Genomic DNA, 16,315 nt, shown 5'->3' with positions numbered 1-16,315 from the left:
AAGGAAGGTAAACACATGCGACGGAGAATGGCCGCACTCGTGGCCCCCGTTGCCGCTCTGGGGCTTCTGCTCGCCGCTTGCGGCGGAGGCAGCGGCGGCGGCGACAAGGGTTTGCAGGACGCCGGCACGACGGGCGTCAAGACCGCGGACATCAACGAGCAGCCGCTGGACAAGCTGAAAGACGGCGGCGACTTCAAGTGGCCGATCGACTCGATGCCGGACAACTGGAACTACAACCAGGTCGACGGCACGGTCCTGGACGGCGCCAACATGGACGGCGCGATCATGCCGTACATCTTCACGCAGAACGCCGACGCGTCGGTCTCGGTGAACAAGAACTACCTGACCTCGGCCGAGCTGGTCAGCCAGGACCCGCAGGTCGTCGAGTACAAGATCAACCCGAAGGCCAAGTGGAGCAACGGCCGGCAGTTCTCGTGGGAGGACTTCGCCGCCCAGGCCAAGGTGCTCAACGGCAAGGACCCGGCCTACCAGGTCTCCGGCACCACCGGTTACGAGGACATCGCCAAGGTCGAGAAGGGCACTGACGACCTCGACGTCAAGGTGACCTTCGGCAAGAAGTTCGCCGAGTGGAAGGCGCTGTTCTCGCCCTTCTACCCGAAGGAGCTGAACGCCGACCCGAACACCTTCAACAAGGCGTGGGCGCAGAAGGCGCTGATCACCGCGGGTCCGTTCAAGATCAAGGACGTGGACAACACCGCCAAGACCGCGGTGTTCGAGCGCGACCCGAACTGGTGGGGCGACAAGCCGAAGCTGGACACCGTGACCTTCAAGGTCGTGGACCGTCCCGCGCTGGCCGACGCCTTCGCGAACGGGCAGATCGACTTCTACAACCTGAACAACGACATCAACGCGTTCAAGCGGGCCCAGTCGGACCCGAACGCGGTCGTGCGCCAGTCGACCTATCCTGACTACACGCACATGACGCTCAACGGCGCTTCGTCCTCGATCCTCGCGGACAAGGACCTGCGGGTGGCCGTCATGCGCGGCGTCGACACCGTCAGCATCTCGAAGTCGATCCTCGGCCAGATGCAGAAGGACACCACACCGCTGGGCAACCACTGGTTCCTCAAGGGCTCGAAGAGCTACGAGGACAACAGCGGGCCGTACAAGTTCGACCAGAACGCGGCCAAGGCCGAGCTGGACAAGCTGGGCTGGAAGCAGTCCGGCGACCTGCGCGCCAAGGACGGCAAGCAGCTGAAGCTGCGCCTGGTCATCCCGACCGGCACCCCGATCAGCCAGCAGACCGGCCAGATCCTGCAGTCGCAGCTGAAGGCGATCGGCGTGGGCATCGACATCGTCGCGGTCCCGACGGCCGAGTTCTTCAAGAACTACGTGAACGTCGGCAACTTCGACCTCACGCTGTTCCGCTGGATCTCGAACTCGTTCCCGATCGGCGGCAGCAAGGGCATCTACTACTTCGACCCGAAGAACGTCAACCAGAACTACGGCCACATCGGCAGCGACAAGGTGAACCAGCTGATCGACACCGCGGCGCAGGAACTGGACGACACCAAGCGGGCCGCGGACCTGAACGCCGCGGACAAGGAGATCTGGGCGCTGGGCCACCAGCTCCCGATCTTCCAGTCGACCGGTGCCTTCGCCGTTCGCAAGACCCTGGGCAACTTCGGTTCGCCGGGCTACGCGAACACCCCGTACGACTTCGTCAAGATCGGGTTCGTGAAGTAATCCTCCCCCAGCGGGAATCGAAGGAGCGGCGCGGACTCCCCGCGCCGCTCCTTCCTTTTTGGACAGTTAAGGTGATCTCTGTGCGGAAGTTCCTGCGGTTGCGGCCGGTACGGCACATTCTCGTGACGAGTGCGGTCGTGTTCGTCGCGTGCGCGGTGGTGTTCGTGGTGCAGCTGCTGGAGTTCACCAGCACCCGGCCGCGGCTGCAGGGCCTGACGGTGAACACGACCGGAATCGTTTCGCGGGTCGACGAGGCCACCGTCACGGTGCGGTTCCCGGTGCCGAACCAGCCGGAAGCAAGCGCGGCGGTCGAGCTGGACACCACTCCCCCGAGGCTGGGCGCGAAGGTTCCGGTGCGCTACGACCCGTCGGCTCCTTCGCGAGCAGTGACGACCGGTGCTTCGGCTTTGGTGACTGCCGACCGCGCCTCGACGTACGCGACGGTCACTGTGGTGGCAGTGGTCGCGATGCTTGCGGTGAACGGGTTCTTGCTCTTCACGCGCTTTGTGCAACCGTCGCGGCGCAAGACGGGCTCCTCGGTGCCGATGCGCCGGGTGAAGGTGCAGCGCGGCTTGCTGACGCGGTCGTGGCTGGAGACCGACACCGCGACGCCCCGGTGGATCCCGGTGTACTTCTCGCCGACGTTGATCGGCCTGCCGTCGCCTTCTCGGGTCGAGGTGCTGGGCGACTTGCGCACGGACCGTCATGTCGCCGTCCGCATCGACGGCGAGGTGCTGTACCCGGCGGGTTCGGTGCGCACTGGCGAGCCTCGCGGCCGTCGGCTGGACAACCCCTCCGCACCGGACGAGGAACGCACGCTTGCCGCTGCCACGCCGGTACGCCTCGCGCGTCAGTTCCGTGCCGACTTGCCAGTGCTGGCCGTCGCCCCGGTCGTCGGTGCGTTCTGGGCATTGGTCGACGGCAGCGGATTCGCGGGATGGCTGACCGTCAGCGTCCTGATCGCCGCATTCGGCTTCTGGTGGGCCGCACTCCGCGGCTCCGACCCCTCACTCTGACTCCAACGCCGCCAGGATCTCGGCCACATCGGCGTACGTCTCGTCCACGTCCTGCTCCTTGAGCCGCTGCCGTTCCAGCCGCACCGCGCCGAGGTGCCGGGCCTCGTAGTACAGCGCCCGCCGCCGCGCCGACGGGGACTCGTCGGGTCGCCCGTAGGTGTCCCAGAACCAGTCCCGCCTCGAACCCGTTTTCACCGAGGCCATGCGGATCGTCCAGTCCGCCGCCGGGTCGCCCCACCAGCTGCGGTCGTGGTCGAACACTCCGACGATCTCCAGCTCCGGCGTCAGCATCACGTTCACGTGCCACAGGTCCCCGTGCATCAGGCGCGGTTCGGTGATCTCGTCGAGCAGCGCGGCGTCGCGCTTCACCCAAGCGGCCGTCGCGCGCAGGTCCGCCCCGTCGAGGCCGAGGCCTTCGACGTCTGCCGCGTTGTCCTCGAAATACGCGATGAGTGCTTCGCTCCAGGTCGCGAAATGCGGACCGGTGACAACGCCGAACCCGGGGCCGCGCACCTCGTGGATGGCGCGGGTGATGTCGCCGAGTTGGCGGAAGTACGGCGCCCGCTCCTCCGGCGTATGCGCGGAAAGGACTTCCGGGCCGGGCTCTCCGGGAAGAACCGCCTGCAGGACGTAATCCCGGCCGATGACCTGGTGCGTGAAGTCGGCGGCGAGCGTGCGCGGCATCAGCGGCGAGATCGGCGCGAAGTACGGCGCGGCGAGGTATTCGTTGCGCATGAACTGGTGCTCGATCCGGTTCTGCCGCGCCGGTTCCGGGGCGACGCGCAGGATCGCCGGGCCGTCGGCCAGCTCCACCCGGTAGGTGTTGTTGTACGCGCCCCATCCGATTTCGACCGCCGACCGCACGGTGGTGCCGAGCGCACGACGGCAGAGCAGTTCGATCTGCTCGGCGGTGAGGGGTTGCTGGAACGCGTCTGAGGGCCGGTTCTTTGGCTGGAAGTCCACCGGGGCATCCTGCCACTCCGCTCAGGACAGCACGAATCCTTTACGGCTCAGCGAATCCTCGATCCGCAGCCGTTCGAGATCGCGGTCGGTTCCCTCGCGCAAGCCGTCGAGCCGGTGTTCGACGCCGAGCTCGCGGCAGGCGGTGACGAGCAGTTCGTCGTACGCCTGCCGGGTGCCGATCCGCCGCGCGGCGGGCGTTCCGGCGGGAAGCTGCGCGAGGATCCGGCGTACCCGGCGCAGGTCTGCGGCCACCTGCTCTACCGGCGGTTCGGACGGCACGGGAGCAGCGCGTCGCCGACGAAGCCAGCGGCAGAGCGCGGGCAGGCGGAGGGCAGCCCAGAACAACGCCGAGGGTGCCACGCTGACCACGGCGAACAGCAGAACCGGACCGGCCGCCACCCTGCCGAGTTTAGCCGCGGCGGCGTTTGCGCGCCCGGTTCGAGAACAGCACCGCCACGCCCGCCCCGAGCAGGACGATGCTGGCGATCACGTGCAGCTGCGGCGGCAAGACGTGCAACTGGACGAACCAGCTCGGGTGCTCCGCCCCGGCGAGCCGGTTGATCAGCCCGCCCGCGCCCTGCACCACCAGGAGAATGCCGAACAGCTCGATCATCGCGACGCCTCCTTCTTCGGTGCGGAAGAGCCGAAGATCTCCTGCCACAGCGGTCCGAAGACGAACCACAGGCCGGTGACCGTGCCCAGTCGCGGCAGCCAGCCCCACAGCGGTTCGGCCTGGCCCGAGCCGCCGACCACCGCGATCGCGAGCACCAGCAACCCGGCGCTGATCGCGGACGCCAGCACGCATTTGCCCCATTCGCGCCATTCCTTGCGGGCCTTCGCCCGGCCGTACAGCTTCTCCGGACGCGGCCCGCCGGCGAACCGGTGCGCGAACCGGACGTCGGCCCACTCCACCATCGACGGCCCGAACACCACCGAGAAGCCCAGATACACCGCCGCCAGCCCGTGCGTCAGGTTCGGCACCGCGCCGTTCATCAGGTCGATCACCGTGATCACCAGCAGCACCAGGTCGACCACGGGCACCAGCGCCAGCAGCACCGTGCTGGCCTTCTGCTTGCGCAGCGCGTACCGGGTCAGCAGCCCGGCCGCGATGAAGACCCAGAACCCGATCTCGCACGCCACGATGGCGGCGGTCATCGGGCTGTTCAGAATCTCGTCCATGGGTCCACTTTCGCGGGCGCGGACGTCCGAGCGCGTCAGCGGACGGCACGATCGGGGAGTCATCATTTCGTAGGACGACCGGGCCGCCGCGGTGTGCTGTCATGGTCGGGTGCGCTTGCGAGACCTGCGCTCGGTCCTCCCCCGGCCGCGCGAACTGCCGCCGTGGCAGCAGAACGGCCTCGTCGCGCTCGCGGTCCTCGCCGGCGGCACGATGCTGTACCTCATCGGCGTCCACCGGCTGCAGGGCGACAGCGACCCGTATCCGCTCTGGATCCGTTTCGCCGAACTCGGCGCGATGTGCCTCGCCTTGTTCCTGCGCCGGACAGTGCCGTGGGGGCTGCTGATCGCGACCGGCATCGTCGGAGTCGACGTCGTGTTGGGTCTGTCGTTGCCGATCGTCGTCGCGTACACGGATTTCCTGTACTCCGCCATGATGCACGGCTCCCGCCGGACGACCCGGGCGCTGGTCGGAGTGACCGCAGCCGCCACGCTCGCGGTGCTGTTCGTCTTCGTGGCCATAGCGGGCTGGCGAGCGGCTGCGTTCGGCGTGTTCGGCATGCTGTCGTTCCTCCTGGTCCCGGTGTGGTGGGGCGCGAATGTGCGCCAGCAGAGCGACATCGCGGCGACCGAACGCGCCAACGCCGAGCAGCTCGCGACGATCTCCGCGCTGGACCGAAAGGCGGCCGTGGCGGCCGAACGCGCGCGGATGGCCCGGGACCTGCACGACGTCGTCGCCGGGCATTTGTCGGCCATCGCCATCCAGTCGGAGGCGGCACTGTCCATGGCAGACGATCCGAAGACCGCGCAGACCGTGCTCGTCGCGGTGCGGGAGAACAGCGTGCGCGCGCTGGAAGAAATGCGCGCGATGATCGGCCTGTTGCGTTCGGAGTCCACCGACGATGAGGTGACCGCTCCGGCCCGGCTGGCCGAACTGTCCAGGCTGGTGGAATCGGCGCGCGCGGCGGGCATGACGGTCACCGTGGATTCCACTGTGGACGAAGAACTCCCGACGGCCGTCGATCTCACGGCGTACCGGATCGCGCAGGAAGCGCTCACCAACGCGGTCAAACACGCGCCAGGCAGCCAGACGACGGTGCGGCTGCGAGTGGCCAACGGCACGCTGACCGTCGAGATCGGCAATGAACTGCTCGGCGCGCCGACCCAGGTCGACAGCGGCGGGCACGGTTTGCTGAGCATGCGCGAGCGCGCGCACGCCGTCGGCGGCACCCTGCGGGCAGGTCCGTCCGGGCCGCGCTGGCTTGTCCACGCCGAACTTCCCCTCGCCGGAGAGGCACCATGACCATCCGAGTCCTCGTCGCCGACGACCACGGCGCCATCCGCGCCGGGCTCGCGCTCATCCTCGGCAACGCCGACGGCATCGAGGTGGTCGGCGAAGCCGCCGACGGCGAGGTCGCGCTGCGCCAAGCCCGCGCGCTTCGGCCGGACGTCGTGCTGATGGACGTCCGGATGCCCGGCACCGACGGGATCACCGCCACCCGGCAGCTGATCGCCGAAGGGCTCGCCGAGGTCCTCGTCCTCACTACTTTCGACCTCGACGAGTACGTCCACGCCGCACTGCGCGCCGGGGCCGCCGGGTTCCTGCTGAAGTCGGTGGAAGCGCCGCGGCTGATCGAGGCCGTCCGGCTCGTCGCGGCCGGTGAGGGCGTGCTCGCCCCGCAGGTCACGAAACGGCTGATCGCCGCCTTCGCCAGCACCCCGGCCGAACCGTCGCCCGCGCCGACCGGGCTGACGGACCTCACCGAACGCGAGCGCGAGGTGCTGGGATGCCTTGGCGCCGGGCTTTCGAACGCTGAGATCGGCGCGAGGCTGTACATCGGCGAGGCGACGGTGAAGACGCACGTTTCCCGGGTGCTGGCCAAGCTCGGCCTGCGTTCCCGGGTGCAGGCGGCGATCCTGGCCCAGGACTGCGGCCTCACACCACCCGGATAGCCGATCTGCGCATCCGGCCGGCACCTTCTAACGTTCCCCCATGGGTGTGCGGAGAACTCTCGACGTCGACGAAGTCCTCAAGCGGCAGGAATCCGGCGAGCTGAAGCGGCGGCTCAGGGGACGCGACCTGATCGGCTTCGGCGTCGGCATCATCATCGGCACCGGGATCTTCACCCTCGCCGGGGTCGAGGCCAAGACGCACGCCGGGCCGTCGGTGACGCTGTCGTTCGTGATCGGCGCGGTGGTCGCCGGGCTCGCCGCGCTCTGCTACGCCGAGCTGGCGTCCAGCGTGCCGACCGCGGGCAGCGCCTACACCTACGCCTTCGCCACCCTCGGCGAGATCTTCGCCTGGATCATCGGCTGGGACCTGCTGCTGGAGTTCGCGCTCGGCGCGGCCGTGGTGTCGCGCAGCTGGTCCGGCTACCTCGCCAACCTGCTCGGGCTGTCGCCGGACTGGTTCGGCGAGGACGCGAAGGTCAACATCGGCGCGGTGCTGATCATCGCGGTGCTGACGATCGTGGCCGTGGTCGGCATCAAGGAGTCCGCGCGGCTCACGAACGTGCTGGTGCTCGTCAAGGTCGCGGTGTGCGTGCTGATCCTCGCCGTCGGCGTGTTCTTCGTGAAGGGCGCGAACCTCACCCCGTTCGTGCCGCCCGCGCAGCCGCCGTCGAGCAGCGCGAACGCGTTGCACCAGCCAGTGGTCCAGGCCGCGCTCGGGCTCGAGCAGTCGGTGTACGGCATCGCCGGCATGGTCACCGCCGCGGCCGTCGTGTTCTTCGCCTACACCGGTTTCGAAGCGCTCGCCAACCTCGGCGAGGAGACCATCAACCCGCGCAAGGACCTCCGGGTCGGCATCCTCGGCGCGCTGGCCGTGTGCGCGGTGCTCTACATCGGCGTGTCGATCGTGCTCACCGGCATGGTCCACTACACCGACATCGACTCCGGCGCGCCGCTCGCGGACGCGTTCGACCGGGTCGGCCAGCACTGGGTCGGCGCGCTGATCTCGCTCGGCGCCGTCACCGGGCTGACGTCGGTGATGATGGTCGAACTGGTCACGATCGGCCGGATCGGCTTCGCGATGGGCCGCGACGGCCTGCTGCCCAAGGCCATCGGCACGGCGCACCCGCGCTGGGGCACGCCGCACCGGATGACCATCGGCGGGGCCGCGCTGATCGCCGTGCTGGCGGCGTTCGTGCCGATCTCGGCGCTGGCCGACATGGTCAGCATCGGCGCGCTGTCGGCGATGATCATCGTCGCGGTCGCGGTGCCGGTGCTGCGCAAACGCCGCCCGGACCTGAAGCGCCCGTTCACCGTGCCGTTCTCGCCGGTGCTGCCGATCATCGCCGCGGTGGCGTGCTTCTACCTGATGCTGAACCTCGACGTGATGACCTGGATCCGGTTCGCCGCCTGGCTCGTGATCGGCCTGCTGATCTACTTCTTCTACGGCCGCAAGCACTCCCGCTTCGCGAAGTAGGTTCAGGCCACCGCGAGGTGCACGCGGAGGTGCCGCGGGTTCTCGATCTCGTCGAGCAAGGCCACGGCGAAATCGGCGTAGGAGATCTTGGCGGAGAGGTCGCCGTGCTCGCCGATTTCGTAGCGGCCGGTGCGCTCGCCGTCGTGGTCGAAGTCGCCGACCGGGCTGACGTACACCCAGTCCAGCCCGGTGCCTTCGGCGCGCAACACCTCGAGCCCCGCCGCGTGCGCCAGGCAGAAGGGCCGGAACTCGGCCGGAATCGAATCCAGCACCGGGGTTCCGTCGGCGGCGGGCAGCAGCGCGGACAGCCCGACCGCGACCAGCCGGGCCTGCGGCAGACCGGTGACGAGAGCGCGTGCGGCGTCGGTGAAGAACGCGTGCGGGTCGGTGCCCTCGCCGTAGACCGCGGCCGCGTTGATGACCGCGTCGTGCCCGGCGGCGAGGGCTGCGACGTCTGCTTCGTCGGTGACATCGCCGGCAACGACATCTGCCAGGTCGGGATAGCGCGAGGGATCGCGGACCACTGCGGTGACTTCGTGCCCGCGCCGCCGTGCCTCGGCGACTGCCTGCCGTCCGGCCCGGCCGCCCGCGCCGAAAATGACGATCTTGCTCATCGTGGGAATACCTCCTGGAGTGTCGGTGCTCTGGAAGGTAGCCAGGGGGCCGGTTCCCTCCGGGATACTGAGAGGAGACCGCGATGACCGTTCGGCAGCCGTTGGAGCCGTTGCCTCCCGACCTGTTCGAGGAACTGTGCCCGTCCGCGATGGTGCCGTTCCGCTTCGGGGACAAGTGGTCCGCGCTGGTGATCCGCTGCCTGGAGGACGGTCCGCGGCGGTTTTCCGAACTGCGGGTGCCGTTGCATCGGGTCACGCCGAAGATGCTCACCCAGACGCTGCGCGGTCTCGAACGTTCCGGACTCGTGTCCCGTACTGCGCATGCCGACCCGGCGTTGGGTGTCGAGTATGCGTTGACACCGCTTGGGCGCAGCTTGCTGGAGCCGATGCGGGTGGTGTACGGCTGGGTCGCGGAACATTGGGAGGAATTGCTGGACGCGCAGGAGCGCTACGACACACCGGCGCTGCGCAACCCGGCGTAGGAAACCGCCTGCGCCAACGCCTCCGCGTGCCCGGCGTCCGCCACCAGCAGCACCGACTCCAGTCCCGCCGCGACCCATTCCACCGGCTGGTCGTGCACGCCTTCGTCGCCCAGCTCGCGGTAAGTGTCCACAATGGACAGCAGAGTTCCCTCCGCACCGAGCCGCACTCCGGCGATCAGCACGTGATGCGGTGCGGGCGGACGCCACCGGTTCGTCCACAATGGAGGGATGCCGGTGTCGAGATAGTCCAGCAGCGCGCGTTCCGGCGTGTCCGGCGCGCCCAGTTCCGCCGGGTCGACCCGCGCCAGCACCGCCACCCGCGGCAATTCCCACAGGCCCAGCAACAAATCCGAGACCGTCGAAGCGCGCCACTCCCCCGCCGCCGGAACCACCGCCAGCCGGTCCTCCGACAAGGTCCGGACAGCCGCGGTCAATCCGGTCACCGAGGTGCCCGCAGCCTTCTCAGCGAAGGGAATCGGAAGCCGGAAGTCGTTGCGGGACAACGCGCCTGCCGGAAGACTGACCGGTGCGCGCACAGTCCCGGCAGCGATCGCGACCTCGTCCTGGTCCGGCACCGCGATGTCCGCCGCGCGCAACGCCACCAGCGCGGTGAAGGCCGCCGCCAAGCCGTCCTTCTGCGGCAGTTCCGCCCGGGCTTCGGCGACCAGGCGCGCACCGCCGGGAAGCCAGTGGACGTCGGAAAGCCCCGTGTTCAGTACCGCCACAGATGCGCCGCCACGATCTCCTCAGGCGCCCGTTCGGCGGCCCACGCCGCGTCCGAGGCGCGCACCGCGCGGAACGCGCCGAGCAGCTCGTCCCCCAGCGCCCCGGACACGCGCGGGTTCGCCAGCAGCGCGGTGTCCTGTTCGGACGGACTCGCCGGCAGCGGCAGCACGCCCGCGGTGTTCCGTTCCCCTTCGCTCCAGCCGCCCGGATCCTCCGCGATCGGCTCCGGCAGGACCGCCGAATCCTCGATCCCGGCCATTCCGGCGGCGAGCACGACCGCCAGCGCGAGATACGGGTTGGCCGACGCGTCCGACGTCTTCAGCTCGACATTCGCGTGCTCCGTCCCGAGCAACGCCGTACCCGGGATGTACCGCAGCGGCGCTTCGCGGTTCTCCACTCCCCAGAACGCATACGCGCCAGCGAAAAACCCCGGCCGCAACCGCATCGTCGAGGGCACGCTCGGCGCCGTGATCGCCGTCAGCGCGGGCAAATCCCGCAGCAGCCCGCCGAGATAGGCCGCGCCTTCGCCCTCCGGTACGCCGTCGCCAGCCAGGAGGTTGCGGCCCTTGCGGCGGACGGAAGTGTGCAGATGCCAGCCGTTCCCGGCCGCGCCGAGGCCGATCATCGGCGCGAAACTCGCCACGAGTCCGTGTGCGTGCGCGGCGGCGTGGACGGTCTGGCGGGCCAGCAGCTGATCGTCCGCCGCGGACACCGGATCCGTGGCCGCGAGCGACAATTCCAGCTGCGCCACGCCGTATTCCGCGTGCAACTGGCCGATCTGCAAGCCGTTGGCGGCGAAATCGTGCAGCAGCGCGGCGACGAACCCGTCCAGACCGATCAGCGCGTGCGGACTATACGCGGGGCCGCGATGCCCCGGCGCGGACACGACGTCTTCGCTGCCCGCCGGGGCGACGGAGAACTCCAGCTCGTACCCGGCCCGGAACTCGAGCCCGCGCTGCGCCGCCTCGGCGACTTGCCGCTCCAGCACGGAACGCTGGCAGTACGGCCAGGGCGAACCGTCCGCGGCGAGCTGCCGCACCGGCGCCCAGGCGAGCGCGGGCTGTCCGGCGAGCCGGCGGAGCCGTTCCACGACCGGCACGAGCCGGACGTCGCCGGACGGCGTGCCGAGGCCGGAGTGGGCGTAGGTGATGGCGTCGTGGCTGTCGAAGACCGCGAACAGCGAGGTCGCGCCCACGCCGCGGACCGCCGCGTCGGCCAGTCCGCCGACCGGGACCACGCGCGAGCGCGGGATGCCGTTGTTGTCCGCCCAGGCGAGATGGACGCCACCGACCCCCGCCGCGGCCAGGTCCTTCGCCGCCGCCGACGCCGCCTTGGTCATGGCAACCTCCTCGGGCTCGGGATCAGTATCGCGGGCCGGGGCCGCCCGGGCCATCCGCGAGTGTTCACCCGGGCGGCTCAGTGACCGGTCCGGCGTCGTCGCGGCTGCGCAACGCCACGCCCGCGACGACGGCCAGCGTCCCTACCGTTTCGACCGCACTCGGCACCTGCGCGAGCACCAGGAACCCGACGACCCCCGCCGTCACCGGCAGCAACGCCAGCAGCACCGCGAACCGAGCCTGCCCGAGGCGGCGCAGGACCACTTGGTCGAGCGCGTACGGCACAACGGTCGACAGCACGCCGACGCCGATCCCGAGCAGCAGCATGCGTGGCGAACCCCACATTTCGCCGGTGCCGAACGCGAGCGGCGACAGCGCGACGGTCGCCACCACGAACCCGACCGCCAGCGAATCCAGCCCGTCCCCTTCGATCGCGACCCGCTTGCCGAGCACGATGTACCCCGCCCACGCGGCCGCCGCGGCCAGCGCGAACACGACCCCGAGCGGACTGCCCGCGATGCGCACGTCCGCGATCGCGACCACCCCCAAAGCCACCAGGACCAGCGCGATCAGGTCCCGCCGCGTCCGCGACCCGACCGCGGCCACGACGACCGGCCCCGCGAACTCCAGCGCGACGACGGTGCCCAGCGGCAGCCGCGCGATGGCCTCGTAAAAGACCACGTTCATCCCGGCCGTCACCACGCCGAAAGCGCCCGCGAGCAGCAGCCGCTTGCCCCGCCAGGCGGCCCTCGGCGGCCGCCGCCACAACAGCAGCACGACGGCCGCCCCGAGACAGCGCAACCACGCGACCCCGGACGGCGTCGCGTGCCCGAAGAGGTCGACCGCGATGGCCGCACCGGCATACATCGAAATTCCGCTGAGAACGAACAAGACCGGTGCCGGAATCGCGTTCACGCGTTTCCGAGAGAGTGCAATGCCCACTCCCGCATGGTGCCTGACCACGGAAAACGCTCCGTTCCGGGTGGTCTGGTCCTACGGGATGGGATGACGCTGCGGCAACCGGGCTAATTCGGCGTGACGCACCTCCCACCGGCGCGGGAACACTTGCGGGCCGCCAAACGTCTGCAAGAGTGGAAGCACGAACACCGCGGAGCCGGAAGCGATCCCCGCCGAAGGCATCGAGACCGAAGTGGGCGTAGCTGGATCGAGGCACCGGGCGACCGGTGCCGGGACGGAGGGAGACCCCCATGACAACACCGACGCTCACCCGCCCCGAATTGACCGCAGCCGACCGATGCGACCGGTGCGGAGCAGCAGCTCAGGTACGCGCTGTCCTCAGCTCCGGAGGCGAGCTGCTCTTCTGCGGGCACCACGCCCGCGAGCACGAGGCCAAGCTCAAGGAACTGGCCGCGGAGATCCAGAAGTAGATCGCTCACCGACAGATTCGACCCGGAGGCGGCAGGCGCGACGTGCGCTTGCCGCCTCCGGCGTTTCCGGGCGAGGTGATCGGGTGGGACGGGGTGAGCGGGTTTCGCGCCCTCGGGTTTGTACAGCCTCGGTGCCTGCCGTTTGGGCTGTGAGGCGCCCCCAGGCTGTGTCTAGCGAGTGCTGGTGCGGGGGTGGCGGCCCGCTCACGCCAGCCGCGGGGGCGAGTTCTCGCCCCCGGACGCCGCTGCTGGGCGAGTCCTGACCTTCGCACCCCGGCCGCTCGGGCGAACACTGGCCGCATACCTGCCGCTGGGCGAATGCAGGCCCCACACGCCCGCCGAGCAGACGCCACACAGGCCTTCCACGGCAGCTGCCTCGATGCGTTCCCGCCCATCAACAGAGCGAACAGCCGCCTGCTAGGTCCGTGAAGGGCTCCTTGAAGGAATCAGATTCCTTCAAGGAGCCCTTCACGGACCTCGGACGCCACGGGCCCCACGAAACTCGTCGCCTCCCGCTGATGTCCGTGAGGGGAACCCTGAGGGACTCTGATTCCCTCAGGGTTCCCCTCACGGACGTCAAAAGCCCCGCACCCGCACCCAGTGCACTCACCCAGGCGGGGCACCCAGCCCCCGCCCTGCACCCCGATACGAAGCCGAAATGCGGACGGCGGGTGCTTGTCAAGGCATCTTTCCCGCCTTGACAAGCACCCGCCGCCCGTCATCACAATCAGCTTCGGGGTGCCTACCCGCACCCGCGATGCGGAACGCACCGACGCCACGAGGACAAGCCTCAAACCGTATCCAGAACCACCTCGAAAGCCACCTCAGCCGCCCCCAGCAGCTTCACATCCGCCCCCAAAGCCGAACTCACAATCCGAGTCCCCCCGACAGCCCGGGAAACCAAACTCCTCCGCCGAACCTCCTCGGCGATAGCCCGGATCACCGACTCCGGCAGCACAGTCAGCAAATCCCCCAGCACCACCAGCTCAGGCCCCAGCAGATTGACCACGTTGACCAACCCCAACGTGAGCCACTCCGCGTACTCCTCGAGCCGGGCAGCGGCCGAGTCAGCATCCAGCCCCAGCTCGCGCAGCTCAACGAGAATCGCGCCACGAGGCGTGTCCTCCGGCAACCCCAACGCCCGGCACAACGCCGCCTCGCCGATCTCGGTCTCCCAGCACCCGCGGCTCCCGCAATAGCAAGCCCGCCCGCCAGGCCGGATCGCCATGTGCCCGATCTCGCCGACGTACCCCGCGCCCCCGCGCAGCGAAGACCCCTGCGAAATCACTCCGCCGCCCACGCCGACATCCGCGGACACGTAAACCGAATCCGAAGACCCCCGGGCCGCGCCGCGCAGATGCTCGGCAACAGCACCCAGTTCGGCGTCGTTGGCCACCAGCACCGGAATCCGCAGCACCGCGGACAACCGGTCCCCGAGCGCCACATCGGTCCACCGCAGGTTGGGCGCCTCATGCACCAGCCCGTCCGCCCGCCGGACCACCCCGGGCACCGAGACCCCGACCGCCACCGGTTCCACGCCGAGATCCCCGGCCAGCACCCGGGTCGACTCGATCACGTGCGTGATGACCTCGTCCGCGGTCCGCGTCCGGGCATGCAGATTCCAGCTGTTGCGCCCGAGAATCTGCCCGCCGAGCCCGACCAGCGCGATCGCCACGTGCTCGACCTGCAGGTCGACCGCGAGCACCACCGCGGCGTGCGGCTGCGGCAGGACCAGGAGCGAGGGGCGGCCCGCCCCTCGTCCCGGCCTCGGCACTTTCTCCTCGACGACTCCCGCCTCGGCGAGGCCGTCGACGAGGGTCTTGATGGTGCTCCGGTTGAGCCCCAGTTCGGTGGCCAGGGCAGCCCGCGTACTGGGCCCGCCGACGTGCAGCAGGCGCAACAGGGTCGTGCGGTTGTGCCGGCGCACCTCGTCCGGGCGGGCGACGGGCGGGCTGCTCACCGCGTCATCTTCCCATCAGCCCTCAGCGAGCCGATGCGTCAGCCCGCCGTCGCGAGAGCGCGTCGACGGTCGCGGCCAGCAAAAGCACCAGCCCGGTGATGATGTCGACCACCGCGGCCTTCTGCTGGAGCAGGCCGAGCCCGTTGTTCACGATCGCCAGCACCGCGCCGCCGATGACCGCGTCCATGATCCGGCCCTTGCCGCCGAACAGCGACGTGCCGCCGATGACCGCTGCTCCGACGGCGAACAGCAGCGTGTTCAAGCCGCCGGACTGGCCGCTGACCGACCCGACCTTCGACGAGTACACGATCGCGCCGATCGCCGCGAACGACGAGCTGATCACGAACACGCTGGTGCGCAGCTTCGGCACGTTGATGCCGGCCCGGCGCGCGGCTTCCTTGTTGCCGCCCACCGCGTACAGGTGCCGGCCGTACTTGGTGCGGTTGAGCACGTAGGTGCCCGCCACCAGCAGGACCAGGACGATCGGCACCACGTACGGCACGCCTTCGATCACCACGAGGCTGTTCGGCGACCGGTTGATGCTGAGCAGGGCCGTCGCGACCACGGCGACCACCGCGAGCGCGCCGACCTTCGCCAGCACGATCGGCGTCGGCTGCACGACAAGCCCCCGTTTGAGCCGCGAGAAGTGCTGGCCGAGCGCGAGCGCGGCGTAACCGCCGGCCGCGACGACGCACAGCACCCAGCTGCCGACCACCGAGAGATTGCCGTTGGCCACCGCGTTGAGCGTGTCGCTGGTGCCGATCGGCAGCGTGCCGCCCTCGCCGACGAACTGCAGGATCACGCCCTGCCACACGATGAACAGCGCCAGTGTGACGACGAAGGACGGCATCCCGATCTTCGACACCAGGAAACCGGTGATGCAGCCGATCGCGGTGCCGGTGCAGACCGCGATGAGCATTTCGACCCACGCGTTGACCGGCGCGCCGACCAGGATCACCACGATGCCGATCAGCGAAACCGCCGCCCCGGCCCAGATCTTCTGCAGCAGCGCGAGCACCACCGCGAGCACGAGCACCGCGATGAACGTGATGAAGACGCCGGTTCCCATGGAACCCAGCAAGTTTCCGTTGCGGACATAGTGCAGCGCCATCAGCGACGCGCAGACGCCGGAAGCGGTGCCCGCGGACAGGTCGATCTCGCCCAGCAGCAGCACGAACACGATGCCCATCGCGATGATGGTCTGGCCCGCGCCCTGCTCCAGCAGGTTGGCGATGTTCTGCAGGGTGAAGAAGTCGCCGGACAGCGCGCTGAACAGGACGGCGAGCACGATCACGCCGAGCACGGCGGGAATCGAGCCGAGCTGCCCGTCCTTCATCCGCGCGAAGTAGTCCTTGATCGCCTCGCCGGTGGACATCGAGGTGGTGTCGATGCCGAAGTCGGCGATCGCCCCGGCGGGTGCGTCCGGCGTCTGCGGCTTCTCGGAAGTTTCGGTCATGGCAGGTCCTACCTTCTTTGTTGGGTCTGAACTGGTCATTCGTAGGATCGGTGGGCCCTGGGG

The 16,315-nt window shown here is 69.4% G+C and carries 17 protein-coding genes; 7 read left to right on the top strand and 10 right to left on the bottom strand.

What is annotated here, in order from left to right; all coding sequences use genetic code 11:
• Positions 1-15 precede the first annotated feature (15 nt).
• Positions 16-1,707, top strand: a complete 1,692-nt coding sequence (locus ACFORO_RS24605; RefSeq protein ID WP_354750567.1) for an ABC transporter family substrate-binding protein — start codon at positions 16-18, stop codon at positions 1,705-1,707.
• Between the two features lie 80 nt (positions 1,708-1,787).
• Positions 1,788-2,723 (top strand): hypothetical protein, encoded by a 936-nt coding sequence (locus ACFORO_RS24600; protein WP_377868104.1) that lies wholly within the window; start codon positions 1,788-1,790, stop codon positions 2,721-2,723.
• Here ACFORO_RS24600 and ACFORO_RS24595 read toward each other — a convergent pair.
• The 4 genes from ACFORO_RS24595 to ACFORO_RS24580 are packed head-to-tail and all read right to left on the bottom strand — an operon-like array spanning position 2,715 to position 4,865.
• On the bottom strand, positions 2,715-3,686 hold the full coding sequence (locus ACFORO_RS24595) for a phosphotransferase family protein (RefSeq protein ID WP_377868103.1): 972 nt from the start codon (positions 3,684-3,686) through the stop codon (positions 2,715-2,717). The two genes, ACFORO_RS24600 and ACFORO_RS24595, sit on opposite strands and share 9 nt — an antisense overlap.
• Before the next feature lie 21 nt (positions 3,687-3,707).
• Complete coding sequence (locus ACFORO_RS24590) at positions 3,708-4,085, bottom strand: hypothetical protein (RefSeq protein WP_377868102.1); 378 nt, start codon at positions 4,083-4,085, stop codon at positions 3,708-3,710.
• 10 nt (positions 4,086-4,095) lie between these two features.
• Positions 4,096-4,299 (bottom strand): hypothetical protein, encoded by a 204-nt coding sequence (locus ACFORO_RS24585; RefSeq protein ID WP_377868101.1) that lies wholly within the window; start codon positions 4,297-4,299, stop codon positions 4,096-4,098.
• Entirely contained in the window at positions 4,296-4,865 is a 570-nt protein-coding gene (locus ACFORO_RS24580; RefSeq protein ID WP_377868100.1) for a hypothetical protein, read from the bottom strand. The genes ACFORO_RS24585 and ACFORO_RS24580 overlap by 4 nt, the downstream gene beginning before the upstream one ends.
• 91 nt (positions 4,866-4,956) lie before the next feature.
• On the opposite strand from ACFORO_RS24580, the gene ACFORO_RS24575 reads away from it, so the two are divergent.
• The 3 genes from ACFORO_RS24575 to ACFORO_RS24565 are packed head-to-tail and all read left to right on the top strand — an operon-like array spanning position 4,957 to position 8,289.
• The gene (locus ACFORO_RS24575) at positions 4,957-6,165 is read left to right on the top strand and encodes a sensor histidine kinase (RefSeq protein ID WP_377868099.1); all 1,209 of its coding nucleotides are present in this window, start codon (positions 4,957-4,959) and stop codon (positions 6,163-6,165) included.
• Positions 6,162-6,815: a response regulator gene (locus ACFORO_RS24570; protein WP_377868098.1), complete on the top strand. Its 654-nt coding sequence runs from the start codon at positions 6,162-6,164 to the stop codon at positions 6,813-6,815. The genes ACFORO_RS24575 and ACFORO_RS24570 overlap by 4 nt, the downstream gene beginning before the upstream one ends.
• 40 nt (positions 6,816-6,855) lie before the next feature.
• Positions 6,856-8,289, top strand: coding sequence for an APC family permease (locus ACFORO_RS24565; protein ID WP_377868097.1), 1,434 nt, complete (start codon positions 6,856-6,858; stop codon positions 8,287-8,289).
• 2 nt (positions 8,290-8,291) lie between these two features.
• Here the strand turns inward: ACFORO_RS24565 and ACFORO_RS24560 are convergent, their stop codons facing one another.
• The gene (locus tag ACFORO_RS24560; RefSeq protein WP_377868174.1) at positions 8,292-8,912 is read right to left on the bottom strand and encodes an NAD(P)-dependent oxidoreductase; all 621 of its coding nucleotides are present in this window, start codon (positions 8,910-8,912) and stop codon (positions 8,292-8,294) included.
• Positions 8,913-8,986: 74 nt separating this feature from the next.
• Here ACFORO_RS24560 and ACFORO_RS24555 point away from each other — a divergent pair, with 74 nt between their 5' ends.
• Positions 8,987-9,385: a winged helix-turn-helix transcriptional regulator gene (locus ACFORO_RS24555; protein ID WP_377868096.1), complete on the top strand. Its 399-nt coding sequence runs from the start codon at positions 8,987-8,989 to the stop codon at positions 9,383-9,385.
• Here the strand turns inward: ACFORO_RS24555 and ACFORO_RS24550 are convergent.
• From ACFORO_RS24550 to ACFORO_RS24540, 3 genes are all read right to left on the bottom strand, one after another.
• Positions 9,352-10,110 (bottom strand): DUF6885 family protein, encoded by a 759-nt coding sequence (locus ACFORO_RS24550; RefSeq protein ID WP_377868095.1) that lies wholly within the window; start codon positions 10,108-10,110, stop codon positions 9,352-9,354. The genes ACFORO_RS24555 and ACFORO_RS24550 overlap by 34 nt on opposite strands.
• The gene (locus ACFORO_RS24545; RefSeq protein WP_377868094.1) at positions 10,098-11,450 is read right to left on the bottom strand and encodes a glutamine synthetase; all 1,353 of its coding nucleotides are present in this window, start codon (positions 11,448-11,450) and stop codon (positions 10,098-10,100) included. Before ACFORO_RS24545 ends, ACFORO_RS24550 begins: the two co-directional genes overlap by 13 nt.
• A 64-nt stretch (positions 11,451-11,514) precedes the next feature.
• Positions 11,515-12,315: an EamA family transporter gene (locus ACFORO_RS24540; RefSeq protein ID WP_377868173.1), complete on the bottom strand. Its 801-nt coding sequence runs from the start codon at positions 12,313-12,315 to the stop codon at positions 11,515-11,517.
• A gap of 341 nt (positions 12,316-12,656) precedes the next feature.
• Here ACFORO_RS24540 and ACFORO_RS24535 point away from each other — a divergent pair, with 341 nt between their 5' ends.
• Positions 12,657-12,836: a DUF7455 domain-containing protein gene (locus ACFORO_RS24535; RefSeq protein WP_037358805.1), complete on the top strand. Its 180-nt coding sequence runs from the start codon at positions 12,657-12,659 to the stop codon at positions 12,834-12,836.
• 790 nt (positions 12,837-13,626) lie between these two features.
• On the opposite strand, the gene ACFORO_RS24530 is transcribed toward ACFORO_RS24535, so the two are convergent.
• Together ACFORO_RS24530 and ACFORO_RS24525 are read right to left on the bottom strand one after the other, a co-directional pair.
• Positions 13,627-14,796 carry an ROK family protein gene (locus tag ACFORO_RS24530; protein ID WP_377876204.1) on the bottom strand — a complete coding sequence of 390 codons (1,170 nt, stop codon included), beginning with the start codon at positions 14,794-14,796 and terminating at the stop codon, positions 13,627-13,629.
• Between the two features lie 22 nt (positions 14,797-14,818).
• Entirely contained in the window at positions 14,819-16,252 is a 1,434-nt protein-coding gene (locus ACFORO_RS24525) for a sugar ABC transporter permease (RefSeq protein ID WP_377876202.1), read from the bottom strand.
• Positions 16,253-16,315 lie beyond the last annotated feature (63 nt).

It is taken from the genome of Amycolatopsis halotolerans, assembly GCF_042647905.1.
GTDB classification, from domain to species: domain Bacteria; phylum Actinomycetota; class Actinomycetes; order Mycobacteriales; family Pseudonocardiaceae; genus Amycolatopsis; species Amycolatopsis halotolerans.
Note: the sequence above shows the minus strand (reverse complement) of the source record. Positions and strands in the feature narration are given on the sequence as shown.